This window comes from Pseudomonas sp. NY15356 (genome assembly GCF_048068175.1).
Taxonomy (GTDB): domain Bacteria; phylum Pseudomonadota; class Gammaproteobacteria; order Pseudomonadales; family Pseudomonadaceae; genus Aquipseudomonas; species Aquipseudomonas putida_K.
The window spans coordinates 17,272-35,712 of the sequence record NZ_JBLUPW010000008.1 but is presented as its reverse complement, the minus strand read 5'-3'; the positions used below and the strand labels follow the sequence as shown (position 1 = coordinate 35,712).

The 18,441-nt window shown below is 64.1% G+C and carries 19 protein-coding genes; all 19 read left to right on the top strand.

Going from position 1 to position 18,441, the window contains the following annotated elements:
* Positions 1-209: 209 nt before the first annotated feature.
* Positions 210-515 (top strand): STAS domain-containing protein, encoded by a 306-nt coding sequence (locus ACNFCI_RS08635; RefSeq protein WP_084858229.1) that lies wholly within the window; start codon positions 210-212, stop codon positions 513-515.
* 7 nt (positions 516-522) lie between these two features.
* Complete coding sequence (locus ACNFCI_RS08630; protein WP_368830017.1) at positions 523-2,214, top strand: SpoIIE family protein phosphatase; 1,692 nt, start codon at positions 523-525, stop codon at positions 2,212-2,214.
* Between the two features lie 60 nt (positions 2,215-2,274).
* Positions 2,275-2,622: an Hpt domain-containing protein gene (locus ACNFCI_RS08625; protein WP_368830016.1), complete on the top strand. Its 348-nt coding sequence runs from the start codon at positions 2,275-2,277 to the stop codon at positions 2,620-2,622.
* Positions 2,623-2,693: 71 nt separating this feature from the next.
* The gene (locus ACNFCI_RS08620) at positions 2,694-3,953 is read left to right on the top strand and encodes a flagellar hook-length control protein FliK (protein WP_368830015.1); all 1,260 of its coding nucleotides are present in this window, start codon (positions 2,694-2,696) and stop codon (positions 3,951-3,953) included.
* A gap of 217 nt (positions 3,954-4,170) precedes the next feature.
* Positions 4,171-4,668, top strand: a complete 498-nt coding sequence (gene fliL / locus ACNFCI_RS08615; protein ID WP_084858226.1) for a flagellar basal body-associated protein FliL — start codon at positions 4,171-4,173, stop codon at positions 4,666-4,668.
* Between the two features lie 9 nt (positions 4,669-4,677).
* Positions 4,678-5,646 carry a flagellar motor switch protein FliM gene (gene fliM / locus ACNFCI_RS08610; protein ID WP_084858225.1) on the top strand — a complete coding sequence of 323 codons (969 nt, stop codon included), beginning with the start codon at positions 4,678-4,680 and terminating at the stop codon, positions 5,644-5,646.
* 47 nt (positions 5,647-5,693) lie between these two features.
* On the top strand, positions 5,694-6,158 hold the full coding sequence (gene fliN, locus ACNFCI_RS08605; protein WP_084858327.1) for a flagellar motor switch protein FliN: 465 nt from the start codon (positions 5,694-5,696) through the stop codon (positions 6,156-6,158).
* Positions 6,159-6,170: 12 nt separating this feature from the next.
* Positions 6,171-6,605 (top strand): flagellar biosynthetic protein FliO, encoded by a 435-nt coding sequence (gene fliO, locus ACNFCI_RS08600; protein ID WP_368830014.1) that lies wholly within the window; start codon positions 6,171-6,173, stop codon positions 6,603-6,605.
* Positions 6,605-7,372 (top strand): flagellar type III secretion system pore protein FliP, encoded by a 768-nt coding sequence (gene fliP, locus ACNFCI_RS08595; RefSeq protein ID WP_084858224.1) that lies wholly within the window; start codon positions 6,605-6,607, stop codon positions 7,370-7,372. The genes fliO and fliP overlap by 1 nt, the downstream gene beginning before the upstream one ends.
* A gap of 21 nt (positions 7,373-7,393) precedes the next feature.
* Positions 7,394-7,663 (top strand): flagellar biosynthesis protein FliQ, encoded by a 270-nt coding sequence (fliQ, locus tag ACNFCI_RS08590; RefSeq protein ID WP_224456386.1) that lies wholly within the window; start codon positions 7,394-7,396, stop codon positions 7,661-7,663.
* Between the two features lie 7 nt (positions 7,664-7,670).
* The gene (gene fliR, locus ACNFCI_RS08585; protein WP_084858222.1) at positions 7,671-8,447 is read left to right on the top strand and encodes a flagellar biosynthetic protein FliR; all 777 of its coding nucleotides are present in this window, start codon (positions 7,671-7,673) and stop codon (positions 8,445-8,447) included.
* Between the two features lie 2 nt (positions 8,448-8,449).
* Complete coding sequence (gene flhB / locus ACNFCI_RS08580; RefSeq protein WP_368830013.1) at positions 8,450-9,592, top strand: flagellar biosynthesis protein FlhB; 1,143 nt, start codon at positions 8,450-8,452, stop codon at positions 9,590-9,592.
* A gap of 184 nt (positions 9,593-9,776) precedes the next feature.
* On the top strand, positions 9,777-11,906 hold the full coding sequence (gene flhA, locus ACNFCI_RS08575; protein WP_084858220.1) for a flagellar biosynthesis protein FlhA: 2,130 nt from the start codon (positions 9,777-9,779) through the stop codon (positions 11,904-11,906).
* 11 nt (positions 11,907-11,917) lie between these two features.
* Positions 11,918-13,228 (top strand): flagellar biosynthesis protein FlhF, encoded by a 1,311-nt coding sequence (gene flhF, locus ACNFCI_RS08570; protein WP_368830012.1) that lies wholly within the window; start codon positions 11,918-11,920, stop codon positions 13,226-13,228.
* A gap of 88 nt (positions 13,229-13,316) precedes the next feature.
* On the top strand, positions 13,317-14,150 hold the full coding sequence (gene fleN / locus ACNFCI_RS08565; protein ID WP_224456383.1) for a flagellar synthesis regulator FleN: 834 nt from the start codon (positions 13,317-13,319) through the stop codon (positions 14,148-14,150).
* Entirely contained in the window at positions 14,147-14,887 is a 741-nt protein-coding gene (gene fliA / locus ACNFCI_RS08560) for an RNA polymerase sigma factor FliA (RefSeq protein WP_084858217.1), read from the top strand. Before fleN ends, fliA begins: the two co-directional genes overlap by 4 nt.
* Before the next feature lie 104 nt (positions 14,888-14,991).
* Positions 14,992-15,366, top strand: a complete 375-nt coding sequence (locus ACNFCI_RS08555) for a chemotaxis response regulator CheY (protein WP_011534888.1) — start codon at positions 14,992-14,994, stop codon at positions 15,364-15,366.
* 18 nt (positions 15,367-15,384) lie between these two features.
* Complete coding sequence (locus ACNFCI_RS08550) at positions 15,385-16,173, top strand: protein phosphatase CheZ (protein ID WP_084858216.1); 789 nt, start codon at positions 15,385-15,387, stop codon at positions 16,171-16,173.
* A gap of 12 nt (positions 16,174-16,185) precedes the next feature.
* On the top strand, positions 16,186-18,414 hold the full coding sequence (locus ACNFCI_RS08545) for a chemotaxis protein CheA (RefSeq protein WP_324815529.1): 2,229 nt from the start codon (positions 16,186-16,188) through the stop codon (positions 18,412-18,414).
* The last annotated feature ends 27 nt before the right edge of the window (positions 18,415-18,441 follow it).

Here is an 18,441-nt window from a genome sequence, read left to right as displayed (position 1 = left end):
CCCAATCGCGGGACAAGCCCCACAGGCAAGGTGAAGCGCCGAGCCTGGATGAAGGCACCCAACTTTTTGCGGACAGTACAACCTGTGGGAGCGGGCTTGTCCCGCGATGGGGTCTGCAAGGCCCCCGCAAACCCAACTTGCAGGCTCCGGGCCGGGCTGCTAAACCTTCTAGGATCGTATTCGCCATCTTCATCGAAGGAATCGCTGGCATGGCTGTGGAGTCCGATTTTTCAAAGGACGAGAAAAAACTGACGATCAAGGTCAAGGGCCGTTTCGATTTCGGCAGGCACCAAGAATTTCGCAATGCCTACGAACGCCAGCCTGTGCGTCCGGACTCGGTGGTCGTCGACCTCAAGGATGCCACCTACCTCGATAGCTCCGCCCTGGGCATGCTGCTGTTGTTGCGTGACCACGAAGGCGGCGAAGATGCCTGCATCAGCGTGATCAACACCAGCCCTGACGTGCGCAAGATCCTCGCCATCTCCAACTTCGAAAAACTGTTCGATATCAGCTGAGCCCATCATGCCGGCCGAACGGGCGCTGAGCGTGCTGATTGCCGAGGATGGCGCGGCGGACCGGCTACTGCTGGCGCAGATCGTCCGGCGTCAGGGGCATGAAGTCTTCACCGCGCAGAACGGCGAGCAGGCCGTGGCGATGTTCGCCGAACAGCGCCCCCACCTGGTGTTGCTCGACGCGCTGATGCCGGTCATGGACGGCTTCGAAGCGGCGCGGCGGATAAAGGCGCTGGCCGGCGAGGCCTTCGTGCCGATCATCTTCCTGACCTCGTTGAACGAAGAAGACGCCCTGGTGCGCTGCCTGGAGGCCGGCGGCGATGATTTCATGGCCAAGCCCTACAGCGCCGTGATCCTGGGCGCCAAGATCCGCGCCATGGACCGCTTGCGTCGCCTGCATGCCACGGTACTGGAGCAACGCGACCAGATCACCCGGCATCACCATCACCTGCTCAACGAACAGCGCGTAGCCAAGGCTGTGTTCGACAAGGTGGCGCACTCCGGTTGCCTGCGTGCGCCCAACATTCGTTACCGACAATCGCCCTACGCCTTGTTCAACGGCGACCTGCTGCTGGCTGCCTATACCCCTTGCGGTGATATGCAGGTGCTGCTCGGCGATTTCACCGGCCATGGCCTTCCTGCGGCGATCGGCGCGATGCCGCTGGCTGAAGTGTTCTATGGCATGAGCGCCAAGGGCTATGGTGTGGCGCACACGCTGCGCGAGATGAACGCCAAGCTCAAGAGCATCCTGCCAGTGGACATGTTCTGTTGCGCAGTGATGCTCAACCTGAGCTTCGAGCGCGGCAGGGTGGAGGTGTGGAGCGGTGGCATGCCGGACGCCTATCACCTGTCGGCCACCGGTGAGGTGATGGCCTCCCTGGTATCCCGCCACCTGCCGCTGGGGATCCTGGCGCCGGAGCGGTTCGACGACAGTACCGAGGTGTTGCCGTTGGCAGTCGGCGAGCGGCTGTTGTTGCTGTCTGACGGCGTGGTCGACACCTGTGACGATCAGGACCGGTTGTTCGGTGTATCGGGCTTGCAGGCGGTTCTGGCAGGAAGTCATGATCCTGCGTGCTTGCTCGACGATGTCATGCGCGCCCTGGAACGTTTCGGTGGGCGCCGGCGAGACGATATCAGCCTGTGCGACATCGCCATGATCGAGCCGCAACGGCAGGTGCCGGTGCCGACGGGCTACGCTGACAATGGCCATGGCAGCCCTTTGAACTGGTCGCTGCATTTCGAGCTGCAGGCCGAGAGCTTGAAACGTTTCAATCCCGTGCCATACCTAGTACAACTGTTGCAGGAAATCCACGGCCTGCGGCCAAGCAGTGGGCTCTTGCATACCGTCCTCAGCGAGCTGTATACCAATGCACTCGAACATGGGGTGCTGGGCCTGGATTCACGGCTCAAGCACGATGCCCAGGGGTTCGCCGAGTACTACCGCCAGCGCAACCTGCGCCTGGGGCAAGCGCTGGACGGCTTCGTACGCATCGACCTGGAAGTTGAACCCTTGCCTGCAGGCGGCCGTCTGACAGTAGCAGTACGCGACAGTGGCGCAGGTTTCGACGTGACACGGGTGTTGTCCCGCCACCCAGCGGAACATGGGTTGAGCGGGCGGGGCGTACAATTGGTCCGCAGCCTCTGCCAGGGCGCCGAATGGCTGGAAGGCGGTCGTTGCGCACGAGTGGTATTCTGCTGGTAGGTGTTCGGCGCGGGCCCTGCCCAGGCAGGTACGATCGAGCTTGATCAAGGGAGTGAACAAGTGACTGACATGCATATCGACCAGAAGGTCCTCGCGGATCTTCAAGAGGTCATGGAGGATGGTTACCTGCAATTGCTGGAAACCTTCCTCGTAGACTCCGAGCGACGCCTGAACCAGCTGCATGGTGCCAAGAGCACCGAGGAGCTGGGCCAGGCCGCGCACAGCTTCAAAGGTAGCAGCAGCAACATGGGGGCGGTCGGGCTCGCCGAGTTGTGCCGCCAGCTCGAGGAGCGGGTGCGGCAGCGACCTTTGTATGGAATCGAGGACCTGATCAACCGCATCGACCAGGAATACCTGGAGGTGCAACGCTTCTATCGCAGTGAGCAACAACGTATTTCCGCCGGCTGAGCAAACCTGGCGCGAGTCTTGCCTGTCTTTGCCTGGACGATTTTCACGATTTCCGGCGCGGAGACCTTTCAATGCCTGTCGCACCCAACCCACTGTTGCAAGCCAATGCCCTGGCCAAGCCGTCACGCGGCAGTGTCGCGACGGCCGACAAGCCGCAATCGGCGGGCAATCAGGCGGGGGATGGCTTCGGCCAGGTGATGGCGCGCCAAGGGGGCGATGACAAGGCGGCCCAGGCCAAGCCGAAGGACGCGCGCGACGACGCCGCCGGCGGCAAGGAGCAGCCGAAGGAAGCGCAACCGGTTGCCGAAGCCGGCAATACCTTGCCAGCTTCCGAACAGACGCAAGGCGCTGGCGATAGCAGCCCTCTTGATGCCAACCTAGTGGCCGGCCAGGTCACCGACGCGCAACCCGGTGCGCAGTTGATCCAGGCCCAGGCCGAAGCGGTGGCGCCTGTGTTGCAGGCGGCCGTCCAGTCACCTGCCGAGCCTTTGCCCGAAGAAGAGGCAAGCGCTGAGCCGTTCGATCCCGAGGCCGACCCGTTGGCCAACCTGCCGACCTTGCGCCTGGCCTTGGAGCACAGCGCCCAGGCCAAGGGTACGACGTCCACCCATGCCGCCTCCCCAGACAATGCCGCCCAGGCCGAGGACGGCCAGGCCGCCGTCAATACCTTGGCGAACCTGGTCGACCCGGTGGACGCCGAGCGTGGCCAGTCGCAGCCGGGCGACAAGGCGTTCGGCGAACTGCTCGAAGATGGCCTGAAGGACATCAAGGGAGCCGGCAGCGACACCCGCGTCGATGACTTCGCCGACCGGTTGGCCAGCCTGACCCAGGCCGCCACACCGAAAACCGCCAACGCCGTACCGACCAGCCCGCTGCACCAGCCGTTGCCGATGCACCAGAACGCTTGGGCCGAAGGGCTGGTGAACCGGGTGATGTACCTGTCCAGCCAGAACCTGAAATCCGCCGATATCCAGCTCGAGCCCGCCGAGCTCGGCCGCCTGGACATCCGCGTCAATGTGGCGACGGACCAATCCACCCAGGTCACCTTCATCAGCGGCCATGCCGGCGTGCGCGACGCGCTGGACAGCCAGGTGCATCGCCTGCGCGAACTGTTCGCCCAGCAAGGCCTGGCGCAGCCGGACGTGAATGTCGCCGACCAGTCCCGTGGGCAGCAGCAACAGGCGGGGCAGCAGGACGGTTCGAACCTCTCGGGCGTCGCGGCGCGGCGTGCCATGGCCGGGGGCGGCGAGGAGGGTGAAGTGGCCGAGGCGTCACGGCCGATCGAGCCGCAGGTGGTCATCGGCGACAGTGCGGTGGACTACTACGCCTGACATTCCTTTCCGGCTCTGACCGGCCTCATCGCCGGCAAGCCGGCTCCCACCTGTCCAGCGCTGTTTTCGGAGGCGCCACCGTACCTGTGGGAGCCGGCTTGCCGGCGATGGGGCCGGATCTGCCATCTGCCGGACAAGCGCCGTATCAAATCTGGCATAACACTTGCTCAACCCCCGTCATCCTCCCTGAAACCCCGATGGACGACGGATTATTGGCATGGCGAAAAGCGAAGCAGTCAAAGACCCCGCCACAAAAGGCAAACTCAAGCTGATCCTGTTGTTGGTGTTGGCCCTGCTCCTGGCGGTCGGTCTCTCCGTGGGCGCCACCTGGTTCGTCATGCACAAGAGCGAGTCGGCCCCGGCGGCCGACCCTGCCCAGGCCAACGCCAAGCCCGCGGCGATCTACGAACCCCTGGCCCCGGCCTTCGTGGTCAACTTCAACCAGAACGGGCGCCAGCGCTACATGCAGGTGAGCATCACTCTGCAAGGTCGCAACCAGGCCGACCTGGATGCGCTCAAAGTGCACATGCCGGTCATTCGCAACAACCTGGTGATGATGTTCTCCGGTCAAGGCTTCGACACCCTGGCTGCCAGTTCGGTGGGCCAGGAGATGCTGCGCCAGAAGGCTACCGCGGTGGTCCAGGAAGTGGCGCAGAAGGAAGTCGGCAAGCCGGTCATCGACCAGCTGCTGTTCACCAATTTCGTATTGCAGTAGGAGCCCCAGATGGCCGTGCAGGACCTGCTGTCCCAGGATGAAATCGACGCCCTCTTGCATGGCGTCGACGATGGGCTGGTACAAACCGAAAGCGCCAGCGAACCCGGCGGCGTCAAGAGCTATGACCTGACCAGCCAGGACCGGATCGTCCGCGGACGCATGCCGACCCTGGAAATGATCAACGAGCGCTTCGCCCGCTACACTCGCATCAGCATGTTCAACCTGTTGCGTCGTTCCGCCGACGTGGCGGTCGGTGGCGTGCAGGTGATGAAGTTCGGCGAATACGTGCATTCGCTGTATGTCCCGACCAGTCTGAACCTGGTCAAGATCAAGCCGCTGCGTGGTACCGCGCTGTTCATCCTCGACGCCAAGCTGGTGTTCAAGCTGGTGGACAATTTCTTCGGCGGCGACGGGCGGCACGCCAAGATCGAGGGGCGTGAGTTCACCCCGACCGAGTTGCGGGTGGTGCGCATGGTCCTGGACCAGTGCTTCGTCGACCTCAAGGAAGCCTGGCAGGCGATCATGCCGGTCAACTTCGAGTACATGAACTCCGAGGTCAACCCGGCCATGGCCAACATCGTCGGCCCCAGCGAGGCGGTGGTGGTGTCGACGTTCCACATCGAGCTGGACGGCGGTGGCGGGGACCTGCACGTGACCATGCCGTACTCGATGATCGAACCGGTGCGCGAGATGCTCGATGCGGGCTTCCAGTCCGACCTGGACGACCAGGACGAACGCTGGGTCAAGGCCCTGCGCGAGGACGTGCTGGACGTCAGCGTGCCGCTGTCGGCCACCGTGGCCCGTCGCCAGCTGAAGCTGCGCGACATCCTGCACATGCAGCCGGGCGATGTGATCCCGGTCGAGCTGCCCGAGCACCTGGTGCTGCGGGCCAACGGCGTGCCGTCGTTCAAGGCGCGCCTGGGCTCGCACAAGGGCACCTTGTCGCTGCAGATCATCGACCCGATCGAACGCCGCTGACGGCGTGCCGGTCGCTATTTCCGAATTGAATGCCTGTCGAGGACATCATGGCTAACGAAAACGAGATCACCTCCCCGGAGGAACAGGCCCTGGCCGATGAGTGGGCGGCTGCCCTGCAGGAAACCGGCAACGCCGGCCAAGCCGACATCGACGCGCTGCTGGCGGCCGACAGCGGCAAGCCGGGCGCGGGTCGCCTGCCCATGGAAGAGTTCGCCAGCTCCCCGCGGCCCAGCGACAACGTCAGCCTCGAAGGGCCGAACCTGGACGTGATCCTGGATATCCCGGTGAACATCTCCATGGAAGTGGGCAGCACCGAGATCAGCATCCGCAACCTGCTGCAGCTCAACCAGGGGTCGGTGATCGAGCTCGACCGCCTGGCCGGCGAGCCGCTGGACGTATTGGTCAACGGCACCCTGATCGCCCATGGCGAAGTGGTGGTGGTCAACGAGAAGTTCGGCATCCGCCTGACCGACGTGATCAGCCCCAGCGAACGCATCAAGAAGCTGCGCTGAGTGAAGGGCGCGATGCGGGGCCTGACGGCCCTCGGTACGTTGCTGGCCAGCGAGGCGGTGATCGCGGCGGCCCAGACGGGCGCGCCGGCGCCGGCCAGCCCTGGCAGCCTGGGAGGGCAGCTAGCGCAGATGGTCTTCGGCCTGTTGCTGGTGGTCGGCCTGATCTTCTTCCTCGCCTGGCTGCTGCGCCGCATGCAGGGCGCAGCGCCCCGTGGCACCCAGGTCATCGAGATCGTCGGCAGCCGCGCCATCGGCCCGCGTGACCGCCTGCTGTTGGTGCAGGTGGGCAAGGAGCAGATCCTCATCGGCCATACCCCCGGCAGCATCGAGGCGTTGCATGTGCTGGCAGAACCCGTGGAGGTGCCCGCCGGTGCCCGCCCGGCCACGCCGGAGTTCGCCCAGCGGTTGCTCGAGCTGATGGGCAAGGACCAGAAGGACAAGACGTGATGAGTGGCGCTCTGCGCATCCTGTTGAGCACCTTGTTGCCGCTCGCGCTGCTGCTGGCTGCGCCGTTGGCGGTGGCCGCCGACCCGTTGTCGGTGCCGGCCATCACCCTGTCCAGCGGGCCGGACGGGCAGCAGGAATATTCGGTCAGCCTGCAGATCCTGCTGATCATGACGGCGCTGAGCTTCATCCCGGCGTTCGTCATCCTGATGACCAGCTTCACCCGCATCATCATCGTCTTCTCCATCCTGCGCCAGGCCCTGGGCCTGCAGCAGACGCCTTCGAACCAGGTGCTCACCGGCATGGCGTTGTTCCTGACGCTGTTCATCATGGCGCCGGTGTTCGACCGGGTGAACCAGGATGCCCTGCAGCCCTACCTGAACGAACAGCTGACCGCCCAGCAGGCGATCGACAAGGCCCAGGGGCCGTTGAAGGACTTCATGCTGGCGCAGACCCGGCAGAGCGACCTGGACCTGTTCGTGCGCCTGTCCAAGCGCACCGACATCGCCAGCCCCGAGCAGGCGCCGCTGACCATCCTGGTGCCGGCGTTCGTCACTTCGGAGCTCAAGACCGCATTCCAGATCGGCTTCATGATCTTCATCCCGTTCCTGATTATCGACATGGTGGTGGCCAGTGTGCTGATGGCCATGGGCATGATGATGCTGTCGCCGCTGATCATCTCGCTGCCGTTCAAGATCATGCTGTTCGTGCTGGTCGATGGCTGGGCGCTGATCATGGGTACCCTGGCCGGCAGTTTCGGTGGCGTGTGACGCCGCCAAGGAGAGCCTTGCATGACACCTGAAGTGGCCGTAGACCTGTTTCGCGATGCCCTCTGGCTGACCACCCTGATGGTCGCGGTGTTGGTGGTGCCAAGCCTGTTGGTCGGCCTGGTGGTGGCGATGTTCCAGGCCGCCACGCAGATCAACGAACAGACCCTGAGCTTCCTGCCGCGCCTGCTGGTGATGCTGGTGACGCTGATCGTCGTCGGGCCCTGGCTGGTGCAGAAGTTCATGGAGTACTTCATTGGCCTGTACACCAGCATCCCGCAGCTGATCGGTTGAGGCCCCCATGCTGGAGCTGACCGACACGCAGATCGGCACCTGGGTCGCCACCTTCATCCTGCCGCTGTTCAGGGTGGCCGCGGTGTTGATGACCATGCCGATCTTCGGCACGCGCATGCTGCCGATGCGCATTCGCCTGTACGTGGCCCTGGCGATCACGGTGGTGATCGTCCCAGGCCTGCCGCCGTTGCCCGAGATCGACCCGCTGAGCCTGCGTGGCGTGCTGTTGTGCGGGGAGCAGATCATCGTCGGTGCGTTGTTCGGCTTTGCGCTGCAGTTGCTGTTCCAGGCCTTCGTGGTGGCCGGGCAGATCGTCGCGGTGCAGATGGGCATGGCGTTCGCGTCCATGGTCGACCCGGCCAACGGCGTCAACGTGGCGGTGATCAGCCAGTTCATGACCATGCTGGTGAGCATCCTGTTCCTAGTGATGAATGGCCACTTGGTGGTGTTCGAGGTGCTGACCGAAAGCTTCACCACCCTGCCAGTGGGCAATGCCCTGGTGGTCAATCATTTCTGGGAGATGGCCGGGCGCCTGGGCTGGGTATTCGGCGCAGGGCTGTTGCTGATCCTGCCCGCGATCACGGCGCTGCTGGTGGTCAACATCGCCTTCGGCGTGATGACCCGGGCGGCGCCGCAACTGAACATCTTCTCCATCGGCTTCCCGCTGACCCTGGTGCTGGGCATGGGCATCTTCTGGGTCGGCCTCGCCGATGTCCTTTCCCATTACCAGGCATTGGCCAGCGAAGCGCTGCAATGGCTGCGTGAACTGGCACGGGCGCGCTGAACATGGCAGAGAGCGAAAGCGGTCAGGACAAGACAGAAGAACCCACGGACAAGCGCAAGCGCGATGCGCGCGAGAAGGGCGAGATCGCCCGCTCCAAGGAGCTCAACACCGTGGCGGTGACCCTGGGCGGCGCCGGCGGGCTGTTGGCGTTCGGCGGCTACCTGGGGGAGACACTGCTGGACCTGATGCGCCTGAACTTCAGCCTGCCCCGCGAAGTGCTGGTGGATGAAAGCGCCATGGGCGTGTTTCTGCTCACCTCGGGCAAGATGGCGATCTGGGCCGTTCAGCCGGTCCTGATCCTGTTGTTCGTGATCGCCCTCATCGCGCCGGTCGCCCTGGGCGGGTTCCTGTTCTCCGGGAGCCTGTTGCAGCCGAAGTTCAGCCGCATGAACCCGCTTTCGGGGATTAAGCGCATGTTTTCGATGAACTCGCTGACCGAGCTGCTCAAGGCCCTGGCCAAGTTTTTCGTGATCCTCGTGGTGGCACTGCTGGTGCTGGCCAACGACCGCCAGGCGTTGCTGGCGATCGCCAAGGAGCCGATGGAACAGGCGATCATCCACAGTGCCCAGGTGGTGGGTTGGAGTGCATTGTGGATGGCGGCGGGTTTGCTGCTGATCGCGGCGGTGGACGTGCCGTTCCAGCTGTGGCAGACGCACAAGAAGCTGAAGATGACCAAGCAGGAGGTGCGCGACGAGTACAAGGACTCGGAGGGCAAGCCGGAGGTCAAGCAGCGCATCCGCCAGTTGCAGCGGGAGGTGTCGCAGCGGCGGATGATGGCGGCGGTGCCGGATGCCGATGTGATCATCACCAACCCCACGCACTATGCCGTAGCGCTCAAGTACGACCCGGAGAAGGGTGGGGTGGCGCCGTTGTTGCTGGCCAAGGGGACCGACTTCATCGCCTTGAAGATCCGCGAGATCGGGGTCGAGCACAAGGTGCAGATTCTCGAGTCGCCGGCGCTGGCGCGGGCGATCTACTACTCGACGGAGCTCGAGCAGGAGATCCCGGCGGGGTTGTACCTGGCGGTGGCGCAGGTGCTGGCCTACGTGTTCCAGATTCGTCAGTACCGGGCGGGTAAGGGCAAGGCGCCGGAGCCGCTCAAGCCTGACCTGCCGATTCCGCCTGATCTGCGGCGGGATGAATGAGGTGTAGGGCGATAGGGCATCAGCGCCTGTGATATCCAGCGCCGCCCGCGCGGCGCATCGCGAGCTGGCGCCGCCTACCTCAAGACAAACCCTGCCGTCTTAAACCCAAAGTTGGAAGGCTTCTTGCAAAGCCACCGCCAAACCGCCCAATTGCGTCAAAGTTTTGCTTCATAGAGGACTCCCGGTGGATCGCACCCAGCTCATCAACAGCGCCCGAAACAACCTGGCCGGCCTCGGCCGGGGCAACATCGGCGTGCCGCTGTTGCTGCTGGTGATGATGGCAATGATGATGTTGCCCATCCCACCTTTCCTGCTCGACGTCTTCTTCACCTTCAACATCGCCCTGTCGATCGTGGTCCTGCTGGTGTGCGTCTACGCCTTGCGCCCGCTGGACTTCGCCGCGTTTCCCACGATCCTGCTGGTGGCCACGCTGCTGCGCCTGGCGCTGAACGTCGCCTCCACCCGGGTGGTCATGCTTCACGGCCACGAAGGCCATCAGGCCGCGGGCAAGGTGATCCAGGCCTTCGGTGAGGTGGTGATCGGCGGCAACTACGTTGTCGGTGCCGTGGTCTTCGCCATCCTCATGATCATCAACTTCGTCGTGGTGACCAAGGGTGCCGGCCGTATCTCCGAGGTCAGCGCGCGCTTCACCCTCGACGCCATGCCCGGCAAGCAGATGGCCATCGATGCCGACCTCAACGCCGGCCTCATCGACCAGGGGCAGGCCAAGGCACGACGTGCCGAGGTCGCCCAGGAAGCCGAGTTCTACGGCTCCATGGACGGTGCCAGCAAGTTCGTGCGCGGTGACGCCATCGCCGGCCTGCTGATCCTGTTCATCAACCTCATCGGCGGCATGCTCATCGGCATGCTGCAGCATGGCATGCCCGCCGGAGAGGCTGGCAAGGTGTACGCCCTGCTGACCATCGGTGACGGTTTGGTGGCGCAGCTGCCGTCGCTGCTGCTGTCCACCGCCGCCGCGATCATGGTCACCCGTGCCTCCAGCTCCGAGGACATGGGTAAGCTGATCAACCGGCAGATGTTCGATTCGCCCAAGGCCCTGGCTGTATCGGCGGCGTTGATGATTGTCATGGGTCTGGTCCCGGGCATGCCGCACATCGCCTTCCTCGGCCTTGGCGGGTTGGCCGCTGGCGGCGCCTACCTGGTCTGGCGCAAGCAGCAGCAGGCCAAGCTCAAGGCCCAGGAAGAAGCGCAGCGCCAGCAGGACCTGCTGCCCTCGCCGCAACGTGCCCTGGAAACCAAGGAGCTGGGCTGGGATGACGTGACTCCCATCGACATGATCGGCCTGGAAGTGGGCTACCGCCTGATCCCGCTGGTCGATCGCAACCAGGGCGGGCAGTTGCTGGCGCGGATCAAGGGGGTGCGCAAGAAGCTGTCCCAGGACCTGGGCTTCCTCATGCCCACCGTGCACATCCGCGACAACCTCGACCTGCAGCCCAGTGCCTACCGTCTGACACTGATGGGGGTGATCCTCGCCGAAGCCGAGATCTACCCGGACCGTGAGCTGGCCATCAACCCAGGGCAGGTGTTCGGGACGCTCAACGGCATCGCCGCGCGCGACCCAGCGTTCGGCCTGGAGGCGGTATGGATCGACGTCGGCCAGCGTGCCCAGGCGCAGTCGCTGGGTTACACCGTGGTCGATGCCAGTACCGTGGTGGCCACCCACCTCAACCAGATCCTGCAGAAGCATTGCCATGAACTGATCGGCCATGAAGAGGTCCAGCAATTGTTGCAGGTGCTGGCCAAGGGTTCGCCTAAACTTGCTGAAGAACTGGTGCCGGGTGTCATTTCCTTGTCGGGCCTGCTCAAGGTCCTGCAGGCGTTGCTGTCCGAGCAGGTTCCGGTACGTGACATCCGCAGTATCGCTGAGGCGATCGCCAACAATGCCGGCAAGAGTCAAGATACCGCCGCGTTGGTCGCGGCAGTGCGCGTCGGATTGTGTCGCGCCATCGTGCAAAGCATTGTCGGCGTTGAGTCGGAGCTTCCTGTGATCACCCTGGAACCAAGGTTGGAACAGATTTTGCTCAATAGTCTGCAAAGGGCCGGGCAAGGCCAGGAAGACGGTGTTCTCCTGGAGCCGAGCATGGCCGAGAAGCTGCAGCGCTCGTTGATCGAGGCGGCCCAGCGCCAGGAGATGCAAGGCCTGCCGGCCATCCTCCTGGTCGCCGGCCCGATCCGCGCCATGCTGTCGCGATTCGGCCGCCTGGCTGTACCGAATTTGCATGTTCTGGCGTATCAGGAAATACCTGACAACAAGCAAGTCACCATCGTTGCCACCGTGGGCCCCAATGGCTGAGGTAGTGGGTTATGCAAGTTAAGCGTTTTTTCGCCGCCGATATGCGTCAGGCCATGAAGCTGGTCCGGGATGAGCTGGGCGCCGACGCCGCCATCATCGGCAACCGGCGCATCGCCGGCGGTGTCGAGTTGACGGCCGCGCTGGACTACAAGCTGTCTGCCCTGGCTCCGCGAGTGCCGAACATCGAGCTCGAGGACGAACTGCGCAAGACTCAGTCGCGCATTGCCACCGCACAGGCCGAGCTGAGCAGCCGCCACGAAGGTGACGAAGGCAACCGGCAATTGTTCGCCGGCCTCTCGCTGACCGCGTCCGAACCGCTGGTCGAACCCCATGTCGATGCGCCGGCCCCGGCTGCCGTGCCTGCCCCGGCATCGGTCGACCCGCGCCTGTTCGATGCCATGCGCTCGGAGCTCTCGGGCCTGCGCGAGCTGCTCGAAGTGCAGCTCGGCTCCCTGGCCTGGGGCCAGCTGCAGGGCAACAAGCCGCAGCAGGCCAACCTCTGGCGCCGCCTGCAGCGCATCGGTCTGTCGGGCCCCATCGCCCGCGAAGTGCTCGAGCTGACCGGCGAGATCGAAGAACCTCGCCAGGCCTGGCGCATGGTCCTGGCGCACCTGGCGCGGATGATCCAGGTGCCTGAGGTGGAACCGATCGAGGAGGGCGGGGTGATCGCCATGGTCGGCCCGGCCGGCATGGGCAAGACCACCACCCTGGCCAAGCTCGCCGCACGCTACGTGCTCAAGTATGGCGCCCAGCAGCTGGCGCTGGTGAGCATGGACAGCTTCCGCATCGGTGCCCAGGAGCAGCTCAAGACCCTGGGCAGGATCCTCAATGTACCGGTGACCTACGTCGACCCCGGCCAGTCCCTGGCCCAGGCCCTGGAGCCACTGCTGCGCAAACGCGTGGTGCTGATCGATACCGCAGGCCTGCAGGCCAGCGACCCGGCCCTGCGCATGCAGCTGGAGACCCTCGCCGGGCGCGGCATCGCCGCCAAGAACTACCTGGTGCTGGCGACCACCAGCCAGAAGCAGGTGCTCACCGCCGCCTACCACAGCTACAAGCGTTGTGGCCTGGCCGGGTGCATCCTGACCAAGCTTGATGAAACGGCCAGCCTCGGTGAAGTACTGAGCCTTGCCATCAGTCATGAATTGCCGGTGGCCTATCTGACCGATGGGCCGCGCATTCCTGACGACCTGCACTTGCCGCGCAAGCACCAGTTGGTCAGTCGTGCGGTCAGTGTGCAGCTGCAGGACGAGCCCAGCGAAGAGGCAATGGCCGACATGTTCGCTGATCTCTACCACAACCCTGGCAAGCGTGTGGGTTGACGAATGGACATCGCAAAGTACCTACACGAAAGGGGCGCTTTCCAACCCCTTGTGTGGCCTGGGCCCCGAGACAAGGTAAAGAACAAACATGGGTAGCATGCATCCCGTACAGGTGATCGCCGTGACCGGCGGTAAAGGCGGCGTCGGCAAGACCAACGTTTCAGTGAACCTGTCCCTGGCTCTGGCTGACCTGGGGCGGCGGGTCATGCTGCTGGATGCCGACCTCGGTCTTGCGAACGTCGACGTCCTGCTGGGCCTTTCGCCCAAGCGCACCCTGGCCGATGTCATCGAGGGGCGCTGCGAACTGCGCGATGTGTTGCTGCAGGGGCCTGGCGGTGTCCGGATCGTGCCGGCGGCCTCCGGGACCCAGAGCATGGTGCACCTGGCGCCAGCGCAGCATGCCGGCCTGATCCAGGCGTTCAGCGAGATCGGTGACAACCTCGATGTGCTGGTGATCGACACCGCCGCAGGGATCGGCGATTCGGTGGTCAGTTTCGTCCGTGCCGCCCAGGAAGTGTTGCTGGTGGTGTGCGACGAGCCGACGTCGATCACCGATGCCTATGCGCTGATCAAGCTGCTCAACCGCGACTACGGCATGAATCGCTTCCGCGTCCTGGCCAACATGGCGCAGAGCCCGCAGGAAGGGCGCAACCTGTTTGCCAAGTTGACCAAGGTCACGGATCGGTTCTTGGACGTCGCCCTACAATACGTCGGTGCCGTGCCTTACGACGAATGCGTGCGCAAGGCGGTGCAGAAGCAGCGGGCGGTCTATGAGGCCTTCCCTCGGTCCAAGTGTGCGCTGGCCTTCAAGGCCATCGCGCAGAAGGTCGACAGCTGGCCGCTGCCTGCCAATCCGCGTGGGCACCTTGAGTTCTTCGTCGAGCGCCTGGTGCAACCCACCAGTGCAGGGCCGGTACTATGAATGCGAGTGGTTACAAGATGTACAGCAGGGCGGCGCGCGATGCCCAGTATGAACTGGTCGAGCGTTATGCCCCGCTGGTCAAGCGCATCGCCTATCACCTGCTGGCACGCCTGCCGGCCAACGTGCAGGTCGAGGACCTGATCCAGGCGGGCATGATCGGCCTGCTGGAAGTGGCCAACAAGTACGACGCCAGCAAGGGCGCCAGCTTCGAGACCTACGCCGGTATCCGCATCCGTGGCGCCATGCTCGACGAAGTGCGCAAGGGCGATTGGGCGCCGCGTTCGGTACACCGCAATACCCGTATGGTCAGCGATGCGATCCGTGCCGTTGAAGCCAGAACCGGTCGTGACGCTAAAGATCATGAAGTTGCTGCCGAACTCCAATTGAGTCTCGATGATTATTACGGGATCTTGAACGACACCCTGGGCAGCCGCCTGTTCAGCTTCGACGACCTGCTGCAGGACGGCGAGCACGAAGGGCTGCACGAGGATGGCGCCAGCGGCCAGCTGGAGCCGGCGCGGGACCTGGAGGACGAGCGCTTCCAGGCCGCCTTGGCCGAAGCGATCGCCAACCTGCCGGAACGCGAACGCCTGGTCCTGGCGCTGTACTACGACGAGGAGCTGAACCTCAAGGAAATCGGTGAGGTGCTTGGGGTCAGCGAGTCGCGCGTCAGCCAGTTGCATAGCCAATGCGCGGCGCGCCTGCGCAGCCGCCTGGGAGAATGGCGGGCGCGTTGAGCCAGGGTTCGCCGCAGTCGTTGCACGTTGTACCGAATTGATTGAACGCGCGCCCGGGGGCCGGGCGCGTTAAAGACTGCTTGGAGGTCTAATTGAACAAAGACATGAAAATCCTCATCGTTGACGACTTCTCGACGATGCGGCGGATCATCAAGAACCTGTTGCGTGATCTTGGCTTCACCAACACCGAAGAAGCCGACGACGGCACCACGGCGCTGCCGATGCTGGAAAACGGCCATTACGACTTCCTTGTGACCGACTGGAACATGCCTGGCATGTCCGGCATCGACCTGCTGCGCAAGGTACGCGCCCATGACCGTCTCAAGGGCATGCCGGTGCTGATGGTCACCGCTGAAGCCAAGCGTGACCAGATCATCGAAGCCGCCCAGGCTGGGGTCAACGGCTACGTGGTCAAGCCTTTCACGGCCCAGGTGCTCAAGGAAAAGATCGAAAAGATCTTCGAACGCGTCAACGGCTGAGTCACGTCAGGGGGCGCCATGGAGCAAATGAATACATCGCTCGGGGAGTTCGAGACGACCCTGAAGAAACATGCCCAGGAACTGGTCGAGAGCCTCGAGCGCGGCCGGTTCGGCGAGGCGGTGCAGCTGATTCACCAGCTGAACCAGACCCGTGACCGTGGCCTGTACCAGGAAGTCGGCAAGCTCACCCGCGAGCTGCACAGTGCAATCGTCAGCTTCCAGATTGACCCGCGCATGCCGCAGGCCGAGGAAGTCTCGCAGATCACCGATGCCACCGAGCGCCTGTCCTACGTGGTCAAGCTGACCGAGGGCGCGGCCAACCGGACCATGGACCTGGTCGAGGCCGGCACGCCGGTGCTCAACGACCTGGCGGCCGAGGCCCAGAGCCTGAGCGCCGACTGGCAGCGCTTCATGCGCCGGGAAGTCGCAGCGCCTGAGTTTCGCGAGCTGGTCAAGCGCGTCGACAGTTTCCTGACGCACAGCGTCGAGGGTAACCGCAAGGTTGCCGGTCACCTCAACGACATTCTCCTGGCCCAGGACTATCAGGACCTGACCGGCCAAGTGATCAAGCGCGTGACCGCGCTGGTCACCGAGGTGGAGAGCAACCTGCTCAAGTTGGTGCTGATGGCCAGCCAGGTGGACCGTTTTGCCGGAATCGAACACGACCACCAGCAACTGCGCGCTGAAAAAGATCAAGAAAAACATCCGACTCGGGGTGAAGGTCCGCAGATTCATGCCGATAAGCGTGAAGATGTCGTGTCCGGTCAGGACGACGTCGACGATTTGCTGTCCAGCCTGGGTTTTTAAGGAGCACGTTCAATGAGCTTCGGCGCCGATGAAGAAATCCTCCAGGATTTCCTGGTAGAGGCCGGCGAAATCCTCGAGCAATTGTCCGAGCAGCTGGTCGAGCTGGAAAGCCGACCCGAAGATGCCGACTTGCTCAACGCGATCTTCCGCGGTTTTCACACTGTAAAAGGGGGCGCCGGTTTCCTTCAGCTCAACGAGCTGGTGGAGTGCTGCCATATCGCCGAGAACGTGTTCGACATCCTGCGCAAAGGTGAGCGCCGGGTCGATGCGGAACTGATGGACGTGGTCCTCGAAGCGCTGGATACCGTCAACAGCATGTTCGGCCAGGTGCGCGAGCGCAGCGACATCACCCCGGCCACGCCGGAACTGCTGGCGGCGCTGTCGCGCCTGGCCGAGCCTGCCGGTGCCGACAGCGCTGCGCCCGCCGTCGAGGCGCCGGTGGCGGCCGAGGCCGAAGTGCCAGCGGTCGAGCCGGACATCACCGACAGTGAATTCGAACAGCTGCTCGACTCCCTCGATGCAGTCAAGGCCCAGGCCGCCGAGCAGATGCAGGGCGAGGTCGTGGGCGGCGAGGGTGACGAGATCACCGATGCCGAATTCGAATCGCTGCTCGACCAGTTGCACGGCAAGGGCCAGTTCTCCCCTGAAGTCGTGGCTGCCACACCAGCGGCCAGCACCTCGGCGCCTGCGGCATCCGACGAAATCACCGACGACGAATTCGAAGCGCTGCTCGATCAACTGCATGGCAAGGGCACCTTCGCCGCCGATGCGCTGGCGGGTGCGGCCGCACCTGCCGCCCCGGCAGCCCCTGCCGAGGCGGGCGGCGAGCACATCACCGACAACGAGTTCGAAGCCCTGTTGGACCAGTTGCACGGCAAGGGCAAGTTCTCCAGCGATGCGCTGGCCACCCAGGCGCCTGTCGCACCCGCTGCCGCCAGCGCCGCACCGAAGGCCGATAGCAAGCCGGTCGCCAAACCCGAGCCTGCCCCAGCCGCCAAGCCTGCCGCTGCCAAGCCCGTGGCCCCGGCACGCGCTGTGGCACCGGCTGGCGATAAGCCTGTGGCCAGCGAGGCGGAAACCACCGTGCGGGTCGATACCGCGCGCCTGGACGAGATCATGAACATGGTCGGCGAGCTGGTGCTGGTGCGTAACCGCCTGGTGCGCCTGGGCCTGAACAGCGGCGACGAGGCCATGTCCAAGGCCGTCTCCAACCTCGACGTGGTCACCGCCGACCTGCAGACCGCGGTCATGAAGACCCGCATGCAGCCGATCAAGAAAGTCTTCGGCCGCTTCCCTCGCCTGGTCCGCGACCTGGCCCGCCAGCTCAAGAAGGAAATCAACCTGGAGCTGGTCGGTGAAGAGACCGACCTGGACAAGAACCTCGTCGAAGCCTTGGCCGACCCGCTGGTGCACCTGGTGCGCAATGCCGTCGACCATGGCATCGAGATGCCCGACGAACGCGAAGCCTCCGGCAAGGCGCGTACCGGCCATGTGGTGTTGTCCGCCGAGCAGGAGGGCGACCATATCCTGTTGTCGATCTCCGACGACGGCAAGGGCATGGACCCGAACGTACTGCGCGCCAAGGCCGTGGAAAAGGGCCTGATGGACAAGGACGCCGCCGAGCGCCTGAGCGAGTCGGACTGCTACAACCTGATCTTCGCCCCCGGCTTCTCCACCAAGACCGAGATCTCCGACGTGTCCGGCCGTGGCGTGGGCATGGATGTGGTCAAGACCAAGATCGCCCAGCTCAACGGTTCGATCAATATCTTCTCGGCCAAGGGACAGGGCTCGAAGATCGTCATCAAGGTGCCGCTGACCCTGGCGATCATGCCGACCCTGATGGTGATGCTGGGCAACCAGGCGTTCGCCTTCCCGCTGGTCAACGTCAACGAGATCTTCCACCTGGACCTGTCGCGCACCAACGTGGTCGACGGCCAGGAGGTGGTGATCGTGCGCGACAAGGCGCTGCCGCTGTTCTACCTCAAGCGCTGGCTGGTCCAGGACCAGGTGCACGAGGAGCAACGGGAGGGCCATGTGGTGATCCTCTCGGTCGGTACCCAGCGCATCGGCTTCGTCGTCGACCAACTGGTGGGGCAGGAGGAGGTGGTGATCAAGCCGCTGGGCAAGATGCTCCAAGGCACCCCGGGCATGTCTGGTGCGACCATCACCGGCGACGGTCGTATTGCGTTGATCCTCGACGTACCGAGCATGCTCAAGCGTTACGCCGCGCGGCGTTATTGATTTCGGTGGCGCACCCTGGCGGTGGCG

What these genes read in the sequence shown, in the direction of transcription:
- ACNFCI_RS08635 (WP_084858229.1), top strand. Translation starts at nt 210, where the DNA reads ATGGCTGTGGAGTCCGATTTTTCAAAGGACGAGAAAAAACTGACGATC.
- ACNFCI_RS08630 (WP_368830017.1), top strand. Translation starts at nt 523, where the DNA reads ATGCCGGCCGAACGGGCGCTGAGCGTGCTGATTGCCGAGGATGGCGCG.
- ACNFCI_RS08620 (WP_368830015.1), top strand. Translation starts at nt 2,694, where the DNA reads ATGCCTGTCGCACCCAACCCACTGTTGCAAGCCAATGCCCTGGCCAAG.
- fliL (WP_084858226.1), top strand. Translation starts at nt 4,171, where the DNA reads ATGGCGAAAAGCGAAGCAGTCAAAGACCCCGCCACAAAAGGCAAACTC.
- fliM (WP_084858225.1), top strand. Translation starts at nt 4,678, where the DNA reads ATGGCCGTGCAGGACCTGCTGTCCCAGGATGAAATCGACGCCCTCTTG.
- fliN (WP_084858327.1), top strand. Translation starts at nt 5,694, where the DNA reads ATGGCTAACGAAAACGAGATCACCTCCCCGGAGGAACAGGCCCTGGCC.
- fliO (WP_368830014.1), top strand. Translation starts at nt 6,171, where the DNA reads ATGCGGGGCCTGACGGCCCTCGGTACGTTGCTGGCCAGCGAGGCGGTG.
- fliP (WP_084858224.1), top strand. Translation starts at nt 6,605, where the DNA reads ATGAGTGGCGCTCTGCGCATCCTGTTGAGCACCTTGTTGCCGCTCGCG.
- fliQ (WP_224456386.1), top strand. Translation starts at nt 7,394, where the DNA reads ATGACACCTGAAGTGGCCGTAGACCTGTTTCGCGATGCCCTCTGGCTG.
- fliR (WP_084858222.1), top strand. Translation starts at nt 7,671, where the DNA reads ATGCTGGAGCTGACCGACACGCAGATCGGCACCTGGGTCGCCACCTTC.
- flhB (WP_368830013.1), top strand. Translation starts at nt 8,450, where the DNA reads ATGGCAGAGAGCGAAAGCGGTCAGGACAAGACAGAAGAACCCACGGAC.
- flhF (WP_368830012.1), top strand. Translation starts at nt 11,918, where the DNA reads ATGCAAGTTAAGCGTTTTTTCGCCGCCGATATGCGTCAGGCCATGAAG.
- fleN (WP_224456383.1), top strand. Translation starts at nt 13,317, where the DNA reads ATGGGTAGCATGCATCCCGTACAGGTGATCGCCGTGACCGGCGGTAAA.
- fliA (WP_084858217.1), top strand. Translation starts at nt 14,147, where the DNA reads ATGAATGCGAGTGGTTACAAGATGTACAGCAGGGCGGCGCGCGATGCC.
- ACNFCI_RS08555 (WP_011534888.1), top strand. Translation starts at nt 14,992, where the DNA reads ATGAAAATCCTCATCGTTGACGACTTCTCGACGATGCGGCGGATCATC.
- ACNFCI_RS08550 (WP_084858216.1), top strand. Translation starts at nt 15,385, where the DNA reads ATGGAGCAAATGAATACATCGCTCGGGGAGTTCGAGACGACCCTGAAG.
- ACNFCI_RS08545 (WP_324815529.1), top strand. Translation starts at nt 16,186, where the DNA reads ATGAGCTTCGGCGCCGATGAAGAAATCCTCCAGGATTTCCTGGTAGAG.